The sequence below is a fragment of the Mycobacterium gordonae genome, assembly GCF_001417955.2.
GTDB lineage: Bacteria > Actinomycetota > Actinomycetes > Mycobacteriales > Mycobacteriaceae > Mycobacterium > Mycobacterium gordonae_B.
The window spans coordinates 1-15,567 of the sequence record NZ_LKTM01000311.1 but is presented as its reverse complement, the minus strand read 5'-3'; the positions used below and the strand labels follow the sequence as shown (position 1 = coordinate 15,567).

Annotated in this window: 13 protein-coding genes; 5 read left to right on the top strand and 8 right to left on the bottom strand. The window is 67.7% G+C overall.

Annotation, left to right across the window (positions count from 1 at the left end):
* Nucleotides 1-28: 28 nt before the first annotated feature.
* The 7 genes from murI to clpS are packed head-to-tail and all read right to left on the bottom strand — an operon-like array spanning nucleotide 29 to nucleotide 4,211.
* Nucleotides 29-844 (bottom strand): glutamate racemase, encoded by an 816-nt coding sequence (gene murI, locus AO501_RS21415; protein WP_055579626.1) that lies wholly within the window; start codon nucleotides 842-844, stop codon nucleotides 29-31.
* Nucleotides 841-1,500, bottom strand: coding sequence for a rhomboid family intramembrane serine protease (locus tag AO501_RS21410; RefSeq protein ID WP_055579625.1), 660 nt, complete (start codon nucleotides 1,498-1,500; stop codon nucleotides 841-843). Before AO501_RS21410 ends, murI begins: the two co-directional genes overlap by 4 nt.
* Nucleotides 1,501-1,554: 54 nt before the next feature.
* Complete coding sequence (locus AO501_RS21405; protein WP_055579624.1) at nucleotides 1,555-1,827, bottom strand: MoaD/ThiS family protein; 273 nt, start codon at nucleotides 1,825-1,827, stop codon at nucleotides 1,555-1,557.
* A gap of 23 nt (nucleotides 1,828-1,850) precedes the next feature.
* Nucleotides 1,851-2,303 (bottom strand): Mov34/MPN/PAD-1 family protein, encoded by a 453-nt coding sequence (locus AO501_RS21400; RefSeq protein WP_156452718.1) that lies wholly within the window; start codon nucleotides 2,301-2,303, stop codon nucleotides 1,851-1,853.
* Nucleotides 2,275-3,312, bottom strand: coding sequence for a P1 family peptidase (locus tag AO501_RS21395; protein WP_055579622.1), 1,038 nt, complete (start codon nucleotides 3,310-3,312; stop codon nucleotides 2,275-2,277). Before AO501_RS21395 ends, AO501_RS21400 begins: the two co-directional genes overlap by 29 nt.
* Nucleotides 3,309-3,896: a DUF2017 domain-containing protein gene (locus AO501_RS21390; RefSeq protein WP_055579621.1), complete on the bottom strand. Its 588-nt coding sequence runs from the start codon at nucleotides 3,894-3,896 to the stop codon at nucleotides 3,309-3,311. Before AO501_RS21390 ends, AO501_RS21395 begins: the two co-directional genes overlap by 4 nt.
* A 9-nt stretch (nucleotides 3,897-3,905) precedes the next feature.
* A complete protein-coding gene (gene clpS, locus AO501_RS21385) occupies nucleotides 3,906-4,211 on the bottom strand; it encodes an ATP-dependent Clp protease adapter ClpS (protein WP_055579620.1) in 306 nt (101 codons plus the stop codon).
* A gap of 55 nt (nucleotides 4,212-4,266) precedes the next feature.
* On the opposite strand from clpS, the gene AO501_RS21380 reads away from it, so the two are divergent.
* Both AO501_RS21380 and AO501_RS21375 read left to right on the top strand, forming a co-directional pair.
* A complete protein-coding gene (locus tag AO501_RS21380; RefSeq protein ID WP_055579619.1) occupies nucleotides 4,267-5,565 on the top strand; it encodes a nicotinate phosphoribosyltransferase in 1,299 nt (432 codons plus the stop codon).
* 15 nt (nucleotides 5,566-5,580) lie between these two features.
* On the top strand, nucleotides 5,581-7,572 hold the full coding sequence (locus AO501_RS21375; RefSeq protein ID WP_055579656.1) for an ATP-dependent DNA helicase: 1,992 nt from the start codon (nucleotides 5,581-5,583) through the stop codon (nucleotides 7,570-7,572).
* Between the two features lie 33 nt (nucleotides 7,573-7,605).
* Here the strand turns inward: AO501_RS21375 and AO501_RS21370 are convergent, their stop codons facing one another.
* Nucleotides 7,606-10,188 carry a glycosyltransferase family 1 protein gene (locus AO501_RS21370; protein WP_055579618.1) on the bottom strand — a complete coding sequence of 861 codons (2,583 nt, stop codon included), beginning with the start codon at nucleotides 10,186-10,188 and terminating at the stop codon, nucleotides 7,606-7,608.
* 258 nt (nucleotides 10,189-10,446) lie between these two features.
* Here AO501_RS21370 and AO501_RS21365 point away from each other — a divergent pair, with 258 nt between their 5' ends.
* The 3 genes from AO501_RS21365 to AO501_RS21355 form a co-directional block, all read left to right on the top strand.
* Entirely contained in the window at nucleotides 10,447-12,531 is a 2,085-nt protein-coding gene (locus AO501_RS21365) for an alpha-1,4-glucan--maltose-1-phosphate maltosyltransferase (RefSeq protein WP_055579617.1), read from the top strand.
* A 6-nt stretch (nucleotides 12,532-12,537) separates the two neighbouring features.
* Nucleotides 12,538-14,733 carry a 1,4-alpha-glucan branching protein GlgB gene (gene glgB / locus AO501_RS21360; protein ID WP_055579616.1) on the top strand — a complete coding sequence of 732 codons (2,196 nt, stop codon included), beginning with the start codon at nucleotides 12,538-12,540 and terminating at the stop codon, nucleotides 14,731-14,733.
* Nucleotides 14,734-14,861: 128 nt separating this feature from the next.
* Nucleotides 14,862-15,567, top strand: a 706-nt coding sequence (locus tag AO501_RS21355; protein WP_055579615.1) for a PE family protein, incomplete at its 3' end; no start/stop codon positions are given.

Sequence of the window (15,567 nt, the reverse complement as noted above, 5' to 3'; positions counted from 1 at the left end):
CATTGGGCCGTCAGAATCATCGGCTTTTTCACGAGACGGGAGTCTGCCGAGCGGGTTCGACGCCGACGACCGCGGGGCCCAGGAATCGGGAGGCGAGTTTGGTGAACGCCTCGGGGTCGCCGGTGGCCTCGAACACCCGGGTGGCCGGCGGCCCTTCATGAGGGCGCAGCAGGTCGAGTTCGGTGAGGACGCGGACCACCTGCTTGGCGGTCTCCTCGGCGCTGGAGACCAGGGTGACGTCCTCCCCCATCACGAGCTGGATCAGTCCGGACAGCAACGGGTAGTGGGTGCAACCCAGCACCAGTGTGTCGACCTCGGCGCGCTGCAGCGGCTCCAGATAACCCTCGGCCAGGCCGAGCACCTGCCGTCCGCTGGTTACGCCTCGCTCGACGAAGTCGACGAAACGGGGGCAGGCCACGGCGGTGATCTCGGTGTCCCGGGCGGCGGCGAAGGCGTCCTGGTAGGCGTGGGAGGTGATGGTCGCCCGTGTGCCGATCACCCCGATGCGGCCGTTGCGGGTGGCGGCGACCGCGCGTCGGACCGCCGGCAGGATCACCTCGACGACCGGCACGTCGTACCGTTCGCGCGCATCCCGCAGGCAGGCCGCCGACGCGGAGTTGCACGCGATCACCAAAGCCTTGACGCCGCGGCTGACCAGGTCGTCGCCGATGGCCAGCGCGTGTGCGCGAATCTCGGGTATGGCCAGCGGCCCGTACGGGCCGTTGCCGGTGTCGCCGACGTAGATGATGTCCTCGTCGGGCAGTTGGTCGATGATCGCCCGCGCGACCGTGAGCCCTCCGACACCGGAATCGAAGACTCCGATGGGAGCCAGCGGCGAACTCATGACTGCGGGTGCGGCGAGCGGAGAGCCCTCTTCCGCTCGCGAGCCTTGCGCTCGGGGGCCGACAACATATACGCGGCCACCACACCGGCGATCGCACCACACAAGTGGCCCTGCCAGGACACACCCCCGCACACACCGAGGACGGGCAGCGCGCCGAGCAGCACGCCGCCGTACACGAACAGCACCACCAGCCCGATGATGATGTCCCAGACATGGCGGACGAATATGCCGAACACCAACAAGAAGGCGAGCCAGCCGAAGATCAGTCCGGAGGCGCCGATGTGGTCGGTCGGGCCGCAACTGCTACCCACGTTGCCGATCAGCCAGGTCCCGAACCCACCCAGGATCCAGATGATCGCGGTGGCCCAGACGAACCGGGACAGTCCGGCCAGCGTCATCAGGAAACCCAGCACCAGCATCGGGACGGTGTTGGCGATCAGATGTTGCCAGTTGGCGTGCAACACCGGGGCGAAGACGATGCCCCACAGGCCGTCGGTGGTCAGTGGCCGGATGCCGTTGCGGTCCAGCCGGCCTCCGCTGAGCTGATCGATCAGCTCGACGACGTACAGCAGCGCGACGAAGGTGATGATCGTCGTCGCGCCGATCACCCAGCCCGGCTTCTTGTCCGGTTGGGTTGCCGGGGCGCGCTTGTTCATCCGCTCCTCCTCATCGCCTACCCCAAACGTCCAGGTTACCGGTACCGCACGCCACTACCCGCCCGCGACCGCCGGCAGGATGGTGACCGAGTCACCGTCGGCGACGGCGGTGTCCAAGCCGCCGGAGAAACGGACATCCTCGTCGTTGACGTAGATGTTCACGAATCGGTGCAACCGGCCGTTGTCGATGAGCCGATCGGAGATTCCCGAGTAGTTGGCTTCCAGATCGTTGATGACCGCACCCAGCGTGTCACCGCTCGCAGAGACGCGCTTCTCGCCACCGGTGTGGGGTCGCAGGATGGTCGGGATGGACACGGTGACGGTCATGCTGGCCTTTCTGTGGCGCGCGGTCAGTACTGCTCGACGATGTCAACAGGTTCCTCGCTTACGACACCGTTGACAATGCGGTAGCTGCGCAGCTCGCTCCGGTACGGATCGCGGGTGGACACCAACACATAGTGCGCGTCCGGTTCGGCCGCGAGGTCGATATCCGTGCGACTCGGATATGCCTCGGTGCCCGGGTGGGAGTGGTAGATGACGACGGGCACCTCGTGCGCTCGTTCCAGAGCCCGCCACACCCTGAGTTGCTCGCCGGAGTCGAATCGGTAGAGGCTCGGCGAGCGTTCGGCGTTGGCCATGGGGATGTGCCGCTCCGGTCGATCCGAGCCGTCCGGGCCGGCCAGCAGACCGCAGGCTTCGTCGGGGTGATCGCGGCGGGCATGGGCGATGATCGCTTCGACCAGGTCGGCACGGATCACCAGCACCGGAACACCTTCAGCTCCCGAACGCGCCGGGCAACACATCCCGGTATGCCGGTATCGCAGCCACCGACTCGGCGGCGATCACTCCGTCGAGCACGGCCCGGGCCAGGCAGTCGGCCGCGGCCGCACCCACCACGGTGAGCAGACCGGTCTCGGGCGACAGCGCGGCGGGGGTGTTGGCCGAGGGCGGCACCTCGACGGCGCCGGTCGCCAGTGCGAACACGGTGTCGCCGTCCAGCGGGGTGTGGGCGGGCCGCAGCGTCCGGGCCAGACCGTCGTGTGCGGCGATCGCGAGCCGACGGCACCCCGCCGGGCTGAGGGCCGCATCCGTCGCCACCACCGCGATGGTGGTGTTCAGCTCGCTCAGCGGGGACGGCAACTGCGCCAGCGCCTCAATCTGCTCGAATGGTGGTGACGCAAGGCCGAATTCACCGGCCAACCCAGCCATCCAGGGCAACCCGGTGGCCGGGTCGATGGCGTCACCGGCGGCGTTGACCACGACCAGCGCGCCGACGGTCACTCCGGACGGCAGAGTGACCGACGCCGTCCCCACGCCGCCTTTGAGCACTCCGGCCCGTGCGCCGACGCCGGCGCCGACCGTCCCGGTTTCGACCGCAGCCGCGTCGCCGGACGCGTCGGCCGCCGCGCACGCCGCATAGCCGAACTCGGCCGTGGGCCGGCAACTCCAGCCCCCAACCGGCAGATCGAAGATCACCGCACCCGGCACGATCGGCACCACGCCGTCGCCCATGGCCACGCCGCGCTGCCGTTCCTCCAGCCAGCGCATGACGCCGTCAGCAGCGGCGAGCCCGAACGCGCTGCCGCCGGCCAGCAACACCGCGTCCACGTAGCGCACGCTGTTGACAGGGTCGAGCAGATCGGTCTCCCGGGTGCCCGGTGCGCCGCCGCGGCAATCAACCGCACCCACCGTGCCGGGCGGCGGCAGCACCACGGTGACCCCGGATGCCCACCCGGAGCCCAGAGACGCATCGGCGTCCAGAAGGTGGTGGTGGCCGACGCGGATGCCGCCGACGTCGGTGATGGAGCTCATCCGGCCGGTTTGCCCATCAACACCAGCACGAGGTATTCCTGCAGCACGGTCAGCCACTGATAGACGTCGAAGTGCGCGGCCAGTGGATGGTCGGCGGGCAGCCGCTCCGGGCCCTGCGGGCCGATCTCGAGCATGACTCCCAGGGTCAACCGAAGATCGTTGACGGCCGAGATCCAGGCGTTGGCGCTGTCCTCCGTCAGCTCGAACCTGCCCCCATTGGCCGGCAGGGTGTCCAGCAACTGTTGGGCCGCAACACGTTTGGCGTCGATGATCTCCGGCTCGTGCAGGCTGCGCAGCGCCGAGTTCAGCGCTTCGGACGCATCGAGAGTCAACGGATCGCCTTCGTCGTTGCGGTAGAAGTCCGGCAACAGGCGTCCGAGTGTCGCATCGGCCGGGCGCTCGGAGTGCCCGGTCTTGATCCCGGTGATCTCCTCGAGTTCGTCCGACGGCGACGAGGCCTGCCGCTCGTCGAGCAGGCCGACCATCGCGCTCACCAGGTTCTGCAGCAGAGCCGCCTCATGCGGGGCCAGCGACGACCGGAAACGGGGTCCGTTACGGGTTTCGACGCGCTTCCATTTGCGCACTATCAGAACTCAGCGGTCCTGCTGCATGGTCGCCCACAACCCGGCGGCATGCAGCTTGGACACGTCGACCTCCATCGACTCCCGACTGCCCGACGACACCACGGCCTTTCCTTCGTTGTGCACCTGCAGCATCAGTTTGGTGGCATGCGGCTCGCTGTAACCGAACAACTTCTGGAACACGTAGGTCACGTAGGTCATCAAGTTGACCGGGTCGTCCCAGACAATGGTCACCCACGGACTCGTCGTAGCTTCTACCGGAGCGGATTCCCGTTGCCCGGTGCTGCCCGGCTTGGCCGGCGCGATCGCTACAACCATGGCGCTAAGGATACCGAGCCAGGCTTACTTTGCCGCCAGCCGATACCTTTGCGATGTGAACGACTCGGTACTTGCTGGGCTGCTGACCGACAAATACGAGTTGACCATGCTGGCCGCGGCCCTGCGCGACGGCACCGCGCACCGGCGTACCAGCTGGGAGGTGTTCGCCCGGCGGCTTCCGGCGGGCCGGCGCTACGGCGTGGTCGCCGGTACCGGCCGGCTGCTGGAAACCTTGCCGCAGTTCAGGTTCGACGACGCCGCTTGTGCCTTGCTGGCCGAATTCCTCGACTCCGAGACGGTGGAGTACCTGCGGGAATTCCGCTTCCGCGGCGACATCGACGGCTACGCCGAGGGCGAGCTGTACTTTCCACACTCGCCGGTGCTGTCGGTACACGGCAGCTTCGCCGAGTGCGTGCTGCTCGAAACCCTGATCCTGTCGATCTTCAACCACGACACGGCGATCGCGTCGGCGGCGGCACGCATGGTGAGCGCGGCCGGCGGTCGCCCGGTGATCGAGATGGGCTCCCGGCGCACCCACGAGCGGGCAGCGGTGGCAGCCGCACGAGCCGCCTACATCGCCGGATTCGCCGGCACATCCAACCTCGAGGCCCAGCGGCGCTACGGTGTGCCGTCGGTGGGCACCGCCGCGCATGCGTTCACCATGCTGCACACCACCGCTGAGGGTCCCGATGAGTTGGCGGCGTTCCGCGCGCAGGTCGAAGCGCTGGGGCCGGATACCACGCTGCTGGTCGATACTTACGACGTGACCACGGGAGTGGCCAACGCCGTGGCGGCCGCCGGTCCGGACCTGGGTGCCGTCCGGATCGACTCCGGCGACCTCGCGGTGCTGGCTCATCAGGTGCGTGCCCAACTTGACGATCTGGGTGCCCCCAACACACGGATCGTGCTGTCCAGCGATCTCGACGAGTTCTCGATCGCGGGGTTGCTGGCAGCGCCGGTGGACAGCTACGGCGTGGGTACCTCCTTGGTCACCGGCTCGGGTGCCCCGACGGCAAGCATGGTGTACAAGCTGGTGGAGGTGGACGGAATCCCGGTGCAGAAGCGCAGCAGCCAGAAGGGGTCGCACGGCGGCCGCAAAGCGGCCCTGCGGTTGTCCCGGCCCACCGGCATCGTCACCGAAGAGGTCGTGCATCCCTTTGGGCGCCCGCCCTCGGCGCGGGATCCGCACCGGGTTCTGACGACACAGCTCGTCCGCGGCGGCGAGGTCCTGGTGGACAACGACCTCACGGCGGCGCGGGAGTTGGTGGCGTCGGGGCTGCGCAGCCTGCCCTGGGAGGGACTGGCGTTGTCGCCCGGCGATCCGGCGATCCCGACACAGACCATTCCGGCCTGAGCCGTGACCGAGTCGGTGCCGGAGTTGCTGGCGATCGCGGTGGCCGCGCTCGGCGGCAGCGAACGCCGCGGGCAGGTGGACATGGCCACCGAGGTGGCACGGGCCTTCGAGACAGGTGAGCACCTGGTCGTGCAGGCCGGCACCGGCACCGGCAAATCGTTGGCGTACCTGGTTCCCTCGATCGTCCGGGCGGTCAGCGACGACGAGCCGGTCGTGGTGTCCACCGCAACGATCGCTTTGCAGCGCCAACTCGTCGACCGCGACCTGCCCCGGCTCGCCGATTCGCTGGCAAGTGCGTTACCGCGCCGGCCGACCTTCGCGTTGCTGAAGGGACGCCGAAACTATCTGTGCCTGAACAAGATCCACAACGGTAGCGCGGGCGACGATACCGATGACCGGCCGCAGGAGGAATTGTTCAACCCGATGGCGGTCACGGCGCTGGGCCGCGACGTCCAACGGCTCACCGAGTGGTCGGCCGAAACCGGGACCGGTGACCGTGACGACCTGAAGCCCGGTGTGCAGGACCGGTCCTGGTCTCAGGTCAGCGTCTCGGCGCGCGAATGCATCGGGGTCGCGCGCTGCTCGTTCGGCGCGGAGTGTTTCTCCGAGCGAGCCCGGGCGCGGGCCGGAACCGCTGATGTCGTCGTCACCAACCACGCGCTGCTGGCGATCGACGCCGTGTCCGACTCCGCAGTGTTGCCGGAGCACTCCTTGCTGGTGGTCGATGAAGCCCATGAACTGACCGACCGGGTGACCTCGGTTGCCACCGCCGAGCTGACGTCGGCGACGCTGGGGGTGGCCGCGCGCCGGTTGGGCCGGCTGGTGAGCCCGGAACTGGTCGATCGCCTGGAAGCGGCGTCGGCGACCTTCTCCTCCGCGATCCACGACGCCCAGCCCGGGCGCATCGACCATCTCGACGACGAGTTGGCGACGTACCTGGCCGCGTTGCGCGATGCCGCCAATGCGGCCCGTTCGGCGATCGAGAGCACCAGCGACGCGCGGGCGGCGGCGGCGCGCGCGGAAGCTGCCTCGGCGTTGATCGAGATCTCCGATACCGCGGCGCGGATCCTCGATTCGTTCGGACCGGCCATTCCCGACCGCACCGACATCGTCTGGCTGGATCACGAAGAGAACCGGGGTACGCCGCGCGCGGTGCTCCGCGTGGCACCGCTGTCGGTGGCCGAACTACTCGCCGGCAAGGTGTTCTCGCGTGCCACGACGGTGCTGACGTCGGCGACCCTGACGGTCGGCGGGGCCTTCGACGCGATGGCGCAGGCGTGGGGTCTGACGGGTGCGGACACGGCGTGGCGGGGTGTTGACGTCGGCTCGCCGTTCAGTCACGCCACATCCGGCATCCTCTACGTCGCCGCGCACCTGCCGCCGCCCGGTCGCGACGGCACCGGCTCGGCCGAGCAGCTGACCGAGATCACGGAGTTGATCACCGCCGCGGGCGGGCGCACGCTGGGTCTCTTCTCGTCGATGCGCGCGGCCCGGGCAGCGGCCGAGGCGATGCGCGAGCGGCTGTCCACCCCGGTGCTGTGTCAGGGCGACGACAGCACCTCCGCGCTTGTCGAGCAGTTCGCCGACGACCCCGAGACCTCGCTGTTCGGAACGCTGTCGCTGTGGCAGGGCGTCGACGTCCCCGGGCCGTCGCTGTCGTTGGTATTGATCGACCGCATCCCGTTCCCCCGACCCGACGACCCGCTGCTGAGCGCGCGTCAGCGGGCGGTGGGCGCCCGCGGCGGCAACGGCTTCATGGCTGTGTCGGCCAGTCATGCGGCGCTGTTGCTCGCCCAGGGTTCGGGCCGGCTGCTGCGTCGGGTCACCGACCGCGGCGTGGTGGCGGTGCTGGACTCGCGGATGGTGACGGCCCGGTACGGCGAGTACCTGCGGGCGTCGTTGCCGCCGTTCTGGCAGACCACCAACACCGAGCAGGTCCGCGCCGCCCTGCGCCGGCTGCGCGACTCCCCTGCGCGAGCAGACGCGAACTCGCACGGATCTCCTTGAGATCGTGCGAGTTTGCGTCTGCTCGCGCCCGTACTAGGCCAGCGTGACCAGGCCGAGTTCGTTGCTGTCGGCCAGCATCGGATGCCGCGGCAGCACCCGCACCGTGTAACCCAGTGCGCCCGCCAGCGGCAGCGGCGTCGTCGTGGAGAAGACCTGATTGCCTCCCTCGGCGCTGCCGGTGTACGTCATCTCGACGGTGAGTGGGTCCAGCAGCTCGTCGCCGCTGTCGACCCGCCCGAGCACCGCCTCCACCGTCACCTCGTCGGGTGCCAACCCGGCCAACTGCACGGTCGCGGTCAGGGTCAGCTTCGATCCGAGCAGCGGAGAATCGGGCAGTCCGGTGCTGTCGACATCAGTGATGACGATGCGCGGCCATGCCTCCTCGGCCCGGCGCCGGTACGCGGTCAGTTCGCGAGCCGGCTCGAACGTGCCGCCCGCGATGGTGTTGCGCCGCGACTGCGCCGCCGGGGTGTAGTACCGCTCGACGTAGTCCGTGACCATCCGGGAGGCCAGCACCTTCGGACCGAGGGTCTGCAGGGTGTGGCGGACCATCTCGATCCAGCGCGGCGGCACACCATGCTCGTCGCGCTCGTAGAACTTCGGCGCCACCGCCTGCTCCAGCAGGTTGTAGAGAGCCGTCGCCTCCAGGTCGTCGCGCCGGTCCTCATCGGCGACACCGTCCGCGGACGGTATCTCCCAACCGTTTTCACCGTCGTACCATTCATCCCACCAGCCGTCGCGGATGGACAGGTTCAGCCCGCCGTTGAGTGCGCTCTTCATGCCCGACGTGCCGCACGCCTCCAGCGGCCGCAACGGGTTGTTCAGCCACACGTCGCAGCCCCAGTACAGCAACCGCGCCATCGACATGTCGTAGTTGGGCAGGAAGGCGATGCGATGTCGCACCTCCGGGCGGTCGGCGAACCGCACCACCTGCTGGATCAGCGCCTTGCCACCGTCGTCGGCAGGGTGCGACTTGCCGGCGACGATCAGCTGAATCGGCCGTTCCTCGTTGAGCAGCAGCCGTTCCAGCCGGCCCGGATCACGCAGCATCAGGGTCAGCCGCTTATACGTCGGGACTCGCCGGGCGAACCCGACCGTGAGTACATTCGGATCGAAAGCCTTTGCGATCCAACCTAATTCAGCCTCGGATGCGCCCCGTTCCAACCACGACTGACGCAGCCGGGCCCGGACGTCCTCGACCAGCAACTCGCGCAGCTGGGACCGGATCCACCACAGATGCCCGGCGTCGACCTGCTGCAGCCGCAACCACACGGCGGGCTCGCTGAACGAGTCCGAGCCGGCCAGCTCGCGCCCCAGCTGCAGCCACTGCGGCGCGGCCCAGGTACGGGCGTGCACGCCGTTGGTGATCGACCCGATCGGCACCTCACCGGGGTCGAAACCCGGCCAGAGTTCGTTGAACATCGCCCGGCTGACCTCGCCGTGCAGCAGCGACACCCCGTTGGCGCGCTGCGCCAACCGCAGGCCCATATGGGCCATGTTGAACTTGGTCGGGTCCTCCTCGGCGCCCAGGGCGAGGATGCGCTGGGTCGGCACGCCCGGCAGGAGCGTGGTCACGCTCTCGCCCTCGTCGTCGAAGTAGCGCTGCACCATCTCCACCGGGAACCGGTCGATACCGGCGGGTACCGGGGTGTGAGTGGTGAAGACAGTGCTGGATCGCACCACCGTCAGCGCGGTGTCGAAGTCCAATCCCGAGTCGGTGACCAGCTCCCGGATGCGCTCGGCGCCCAGGAACCCGGCGTGGCCCTCGTTCATGTGGAACACCTCGGGGGCCGGGCGCCCCTCGATGGCGGTGAAGGCGCGTATTGCCCGGACTCCGCCGATGCCGGCCAGGATCTCCTGCTTGATGCGGTGTTCCTGGTCGCCGCCATAGAGGCGGTCGGTGACGCTGCGCAGTTCGTGCTCGTTCTCCGGAACGTCGGAGTCCAGCAGCAACAGCGGCACCCGGCCGACCTGCGCGACCCAGATCCGCGCCCGCAACTGCGCGGAGTCCGGCAGCGCCAGCTCGACCAGCACCGGATCGCCGGTGGCGTCGGTGAGCAGCCGCAACGGCAACCCCTGCGGATCCAGCGACGGATAGGTCTCCTGCTGCCAGCCGTCGGCGGTGAGGGACTGCCGGAAGTACCCCGAGCGGTAGTACAGACCGACGGCGATCAACGGCAATCCCAGGTCCGACGCCGATTTCAGGTGGTCACCGGCCAGGATTCCGAGGCCACCGGAGTAGTTGGGCAGCACTTCGGCAACGCCGAACTCCATCGAGAAGTACGCGATCCCGGTGGGCATCTGGACGCCGGCGGCTTCCTGCTGCTGGTACCACAGCGGGCGGCTCAGGTAGTCGTTCAGGTCGGCCGCGAGCTCATCGAGCCGACGCAGGAACTCTTCGTCGGCCGCGAGCTCGTCGAGCCGGGCCGGTTTCACCGCGCCAAGGACTGCGACAGGGTCCTTGCCGCACTTGGACCACAGTTCGGGGTCGATGGTCGCGAACAGGTCTTGCGTGGGTTTCTCCCACGACCAACGCAGGTTCGTGGAGAGCGGATCAAGCGCGGCCAGGCGTTCCGGAAGGTGGGCGCGGACGGTAAAGCGGCGGAGGGCTTTCACGCATCTCAACCTTAGTGCGGTTTCGGCTGCGTGCAGCGTTACAGAGCGACCACTTATCCAGTGCGCTTCGGCACTCGCCGGTGTAGCCGGACACTAGGGTGGGTATGGGGCGCAATAGAGGCGACAGACATCGAGCTGACGAACGACACCTCAACGACGACCGGTGCGGCCGGCTGGGGTGATGAATCCGAAACGCCCCGGCGACGATGTGGCGCAACGACGGGCCGCGCGGAGCCGGGCAATCGAATGGAGTGATTGGTGCCCGGTCGTATCGAGATCGACGACGTCCAACCCGTGGTCTCGTGTGGTACGTACCCCGCCAAGGCGGTCGTCGGTGAGGTGATCCCGGTCAGCGCCGCGGTATGGCGCGAGGGTCACGAGGCCGTGGCCGCGACGCTGGTGGTGCGGTACCTCGGTTCGCGCTACCCGCAGGTGGCCGATGGCCGCGGGATGAAGGCGGTGCAGGTTGCCGAGCAGGAGGCTGGGGGTGTCGAGGTCGCCGAGAAGGTGAAGCCGCGGCATTTCCCGATGACGATGGGCCTGGAGCCGTTCGTGTTCCACGGACAATTCGCCCCAGACAGGGTGGGATTGTGGACTTTCCGGGTAGACGGGTGGGGTGACCCGATTCATTCCTGGCGTCATGGGCTGGTCGCCAAACTCGATGCGGGCCAGGGCGAAAAGGAACTCTCCAACGATCTACTGGTGGGTGCCGCGCTGTTCGAGCGCGCCGCCACCGGAGTGCCGCGCCAGCAGCGCAACCCGCTCCTCGAAGCCGCCGCCGCGCTGCGTAGGCCCGGTGATCCGTTGACCCGCACAGCGTTGGCGTTGGCCCCCGAGATCGAGGACCTGTTGGATCAGTTCCCGTTGCGGGAGTTGGTCACCCGCGGCCAGCAGCACGGCGTCTGGGTGGACCGGCCGCTGGCCCGCTTCGGTTCCTGGTACGAGATGTTCCCGCGTTCGACCGGCGGCTGGGACGCCGATGGTCACCCGGTGCACGGTACGTTTGCCACTGCCGCGGCGACGCTTCCCCGGATCGCCGAGATGGGCTTCGACGTGGTGTACCTGCCGCCGATTCACCCGATCGGCAAGGTGCATCGCAAGGGCCGCAACAACAATCCGACCGCCGCTCCCGGAGACGTGGGATCGCCCTGGGCGATCGGCAGTGACGAGGGGGGCCACGACGCTGTCCACCCGGCGCTGGGCACGATCGACGATTTCGACGATTTCGTGGCCACCACAAGAGATTTGGGGATGGAGGTGGCGCTGGACCTGGCGCTGCAGTGCGCCCCGGACCATCCGTGGGCACGTGACCACCGCAACTGGTTCACCGAACTGCCCGACGGCACCATCGCCTACGCGGAGAACCCTCCGAAGAAGTACCAGGACATCTACCCACTGAACTTCGACAACGATCCCACCGGGCTCTCCAACGAGGTGCTGCGCGTAGTGCGGCACTGGATTGAGCACGGGGTCAAGGTGTTTCGGGTCGACAACCCGCACACCAAGCCGCCGGACTTCTGGGCCTGGCTGATCGGTCAGGTGAAAGCCGTCGATCCGGACGTGCTGTTCCTGTCCGAGGCGTTCACCCCGCCGGCGCGCCAGTACGGGCTGGCCAAGCTCGGCTTCACGCAGTCTTACAGCTACTTCACCTGGCGCACGGCGAAGTGGGAGCTCACGGAATTCGGAAACGACATCGCCAAACTCGCCGACTTCCGCACCCCCAACTTGTTCGTCAACACCCCGGACATCCTGCACGAGGTGCTGCAGCATCACGGTCCGGGCATGTTTGCCATCCGCGCGGTGCTGGCGGCGACGATGAGTCCGGCGTGGGGGGTCTATTCCGGTTACGAGCTGTTCGAACACCGGGCAGTACGGGAAGGCAGCGAGGAATACCTGGACTCGGAGAAATACGAATTGCGTCCCCGCGACTTCGCGGGCGCGCTGGCCGAAGGCCGGTCACTGGAGCCGTTCATCACCCGGCTCAACGAGATCCGGCGGCTGCATCCGGCTCTGCAGCAACTGCGCACCATCCACTTCCACACCGTGGACAACGACGCGCTACTGGCTTACAGCAAGTTCGACGCGGAAACCGGCGACTGCGTCCTGGTGGTGGTGACGCTGAACGCTTTCAGTCCCGAAGAAGCGACCTTGCATCTGGACATGGCGGCACTGGGCATGGAGCCCTACGAGCGCTTCTGGGTGCGCGACGAGATCACCGGCGAGGAATACCAATGGGGGCAATCCAATTACATCCGCATCGACCCGGGCCGCGCTGTCGCCCACGTCATCAACATGCCGCTCATACCCGAGGAATCCCGAATCACGTTGCTACGCAGGAGGTGAGGGCAAGTGAATCACACCGATGAACTCGCCGAAACACATCTGGCGCCCGACCCCGCCGAACTGGCCAGCCTGATCGCGGGCACTCATCACAACCCGCACGGCGTTCTGGGCGCCCACGAATACGCCGACCACACCGTCATCCGGGCCTTCCGTCCGCACGCCACCAGCGTCGTGGCACTCGTCGGCGAGGACAGGCTGCCGCTGGAGCACATCGACTCCGGCGTGTTCGGCGTCGTGTTGCCGTTCGTCGACCTCGTCGACTACCGCCTCGAGGTGACGTACGACGGGTCCGAACCCCACACCGTCGCGGATGCGTACCGGTTCCTGCCCACCCTCGGCGAGGTGGACCTGCACCTGTTCGCCGAGGGACGCCATGAGCGCCTCTGGGAGGTGCTGGGCGCCCATCCCCGGTCGTTCACCACACCCGACGGCGTGGTCACTGGGGTGTCCTTCGCCGTATGGGCCCCGAATGCCAAGGGCGTCAGCCTGATTGGCGAGTTCAACGGCTGGACCGGAACCGACGCCCCAATGCGGGTGCTGGGTTCCTCCGGCGTCTGGGAATTGTTCTGGCCCGATTTCCCGATCGACGGCCTGTATAAATTCCGGGTGCACGGGGCCGACGGTGCCGTCACCGATCGCGCCGACCCGTTCGCATTCGGCACCGAGGTGCCACCGCAGACCGCATCGCGGGTGACGGTGAGCGAGTACACCTGGAACGACCAAAAGTGGCTGGAGCAGCGCGCGCAGCGTAACCCCGTCTTCGAACCGATGAGCACCTACGAGGTCCACCTGGGCTCATGGCGCCCCGGACTCAGCTACCGGGAGCTTGCCACGCAGCTCACGGAATACGTTGTTGAACAGGGCTTTACACACGTCGAGCTGTTGCCGGTCGCCGAGCATCCCTTTGGCGGTTCCTGGGGTTACCAGGTGACGTCGTACTACGCGCCCTCGTCCCGCTTCGGCACCCCCGATGAGTTCCGGACGCTGGTCGACGCATTGCACCAGGCCGGCATCGGCGTGATCGTCGACTGGGTGCCGGCGCACTTCCCGAAAGACTCCTGGGCACTGGGCCGCTTCGACGGAACTCCGCTCTACGAGCACTCCGACCCCCGGCGTGGCGAGCAATTGGACTGGGGCACCTACGTATTCGACTTCGGACGGCCCGAGGTGCGAAACTTTCTGGTAGCCAACGCCTTATACTGGCTGCAGGAATTCCACATGGACGGTCTGCGGGTCGATGCGGTCGCATCGATGTTGTACCTGGACTACTCGCGCCCCGAGGGTGGCTGGACCCCCAACATCTACGGCGGCCGGGAGAACCTGGAGGCGGTGCAGTTCCTGCAGGAGATGAACGCAACGGCCCACAAGGCCGCACCCGGCATCGTCACCATCGCCGAGGAGTCGACCTCGTGGCCGGGTGTCACCCGCCCGACAAGCCTTGGTGGACTTGGCTTTTCGATGAAGTGGAACATGGGCTGGATGCACGACACACTCGACTACTTCAGCCGTGACCCGATTTACCGCACCTACCACCACCACGAGATGACATTCTCGATGCTGTACGCATTCAGCGAGAACTACGTGCTGCCGCTCAGCCACGACGAGGTGGTGCACGGCAAGGGCACGCTGTGGGGGCGGATGCCCGGTGACAACCATGCCAAGGCGGCCGGGCTGCGCAGTCTGCTCGCCTACCAGTGGGCCCACCCCGGCAAGCAGTTGCTGTTCATGGGCCAGGAGTTCGGGCAGCGCGCCGAGTGGTCGGAGGAACGCGGTCTGGACTGGTGGCAGCTCGACGAACAGGGATTCTCCAACGGTGTGCTGCGCCTGGTGCGCGACATCAACGGGATCTACTCGAGCCACCCCGCCCTGTGGAGCAGGGACACCACACCCGAGGGTTATTCGTGGATCGATGCCAACGACTCGGCCAACAACGTGCTGAGCTTTCTGCGCTACGGCAACGACGGCTCGGTGCTGGCCTGTGTGTTCAACTTCGCAGGAGCTGAACACAGCAACTACCGGCTGGGCCTGCCGCAGGCCGGACGCTGGCGAGAGGTGCTCAACACCGACGCGACCGTCTACAACGGTTCGGGAATCGGCAACCTCGGCGGTGTGGATGCTACTGACGACCCGTGGCACGGTCGCCCGGCGTCAGCGGTGTTGGTGTTGCCGCCGTCGTCGGCCATCTGGCTGGAACCCGCCTAGATTCCGTTCTTAACCGTCGCGAGCATCAAATTGACGCTCGCGAAGGTCTTGTGCGCGGAAACGTATCCGCAGCAGCTTTGGGTGACCCATACTGTGCCGACCAATTGCCTAGTCGGGAGGTAGTGAGGATGTCGTACCTGATCGCAGCGCCTGAGGCGCTGTCAACGGTAGCCGCGAATCTGGCCGGTCTCGAGTCAGCGATCAGAACCGCGAACAGCGCGGCGGCGTCGTCCACCACCCTCGTAGCGAGCGCCGCGGCCGACGACATCTCAGTAGCGATCGCCGCCCTGTTCTCCTCTCACGCCCAGGGCTATCAGGCCCTCGGCGCGCAGGCGGTGGCGTTTCATGAGCAGTTCGTGCAGACCCTGAGCGTGGGCGCAAACGCGTATGTGGCGGCGGAGGCCGCCAGCGCCTCGCCGTTGGAAGGTCTGATCAACCTGATCAACACGCCCACGCAACTGCTGTTGGGACGCCCCTTGATCGGCAACGGCGCCAATGGCGCGCCGGGCACTGGCCAGCCCGGTGGCGCGGGCGGGCTGTTGTACGGCAACGGCGGCGCCGGCGGATCGGGTGCTGCCGGTCAGGCCGGCGGCGCGGGTGGGGCGGCAGGATTGTTCGGCACCGGTGGCGCCGGTGGAACCGGCGGCAACGCCGCCACCGGTACCGGTGGGGCCGGCGGCGCCGGCGGCGCAGGTGGGCTGCTGTGGGGTGCGGGCGGCACCGGAGGGGCCGGAGGTATCGGCCTTACCGGCTTCGGCGGCGTGGGAGGTGCCGGTGGGGCCTCGTTGCTGTTCGGTGCCGGCGGCATGGGTGGCGCCGGCGGGGGTGGCGACA